The following is a 1011-nucleotide window of genomic DNA, read 5'->3' as shown; positions in this document are numbered from 1 at the left end:
CACTCCCAAGTATCATCGTTATTATGTTGCTCTCTGTAGTGGACATTGAAGTCGTCTGTCTTGTACCATCGAATCTGTATATATGCAGTTTGGATATGTGAGGGGAAGTATCCTAAGTTGTATTCAGCAATTACCGAGTTGGGTGATTCTTTGGGACGAACCTCGACATCGGAGAAACGCTCACTCCCTGAAAGATATCCTCCTATCCGATCAAGAACATCGGTGTCTATCGACGCCACGTCTTTATCGGTTAGTTCGTCATCGGACTGACCTCTGTCAGGCATTTATACAAGTATCAGTATCAGTACCCAGACTGCCGCTTGTTTTTTCTTCGCGCAGTGCTGTCTCAAGCAGTTCAGCACGTTCTTCGAGGGTCTGCCACTCAGAAAGATCGTCCCATAGATCCTCAACTGTAGCTGTTTCACTAGCTTCTTTTAACGAGACTTGTCCCGGTTCATCTTCTCCGAACCTTTCTTGGTACTCTCTGATTGAGTCGATGGTCTCTTTGAGTTCATCTAGTATCTCTTCATCGGAGTGCTGGCTTCGTATCTGTTCGACTTGACGCCAGCGGAGAAAAGACTCGTTTCTCTCGTACTGTGTTGGTCTGTTACTGTGTTTTCGTACCAATCCCAGATCAGCAAACCAGTCTAGGTAGTCTCGTGCTGTCTCTGTGTCACAGCCTGCATGTTCTGCAATACTTGAGACTTTTGTAGGCTCCCGTACCTGCATTATAACATCCATCAGACGCTCCCTGGTTGATCCTCCTTCGAACATCTCTTCGGGATCCTCCCAGTTACTGAAGTCCGGCTTTTCACCATCCGGTCTAGATCTACCCGATGTGTCTGTCAAATCCCTCATAGATACCTTTACAGGTTAGACTGTAATATATCTACTGGGGGCTGTATTATTTCAGAGCATGGGTAGAAGAGTATGTCTGCAGATCTAGAATCTCTGCCAGTCCTGAACCTGTATCCCGTCTATCCTCTCGAAATGGGACACGTTTGGTGTCAA

The 1011-nt window shown here is 46.5% G+C and carries 2 protein-coding genes; both read right to left on the bottom strand.

Annotated elements, in window-relative coordinates:
- Window positions 1-284 (bottom strand): hypothetical protein (locus tag SV253_10185; protein MDY6776417.1); only part of this gene is annotated, 284 nt, incomplete at its 3' end.
- Window positions 277-858 carry a hypothetical protein gene (locus tag SV253_10180; protein MDY6776416.1) on the bottom strand — a complete coding sequence of 194 codons (582 nt, stop codon included), beginning with the start codon at window positions 856-858 and terminating at the stop codon, window positions 277-279. The genes SV253_10185 and SV253_10180, both read right to left, overlap by 8 nt.
- Window positions 859-1011 lie beyond the last annotated feature (153 nt).

The sequence above is a fragment of the Candidatus Afararchaeum irisae genome (genome assembly GCA_034190545.1).
GTDB classification, from domain to species: Archaea; Halobacteriota; Halobacteria; order Halobacteriales; family Afararchaeaceae; genus Afararchaeum; species Afararchaeum irisae.
The sequence above is the reverse complement of the archived record's forward strand: the minus strand, read 5'-3'. Positions and strand labels throughout refer to the sequence as shown.

Bases quoted from the DNA above. Each gene is read 5' to 3' on its own strand.
- SV253_10180 (MDY6776416.1), bottom strand. From the start codon at position 858: ATGAGGGATTTGACAGACACATCGGGTAGATCTAGACCGGATGGTGAA.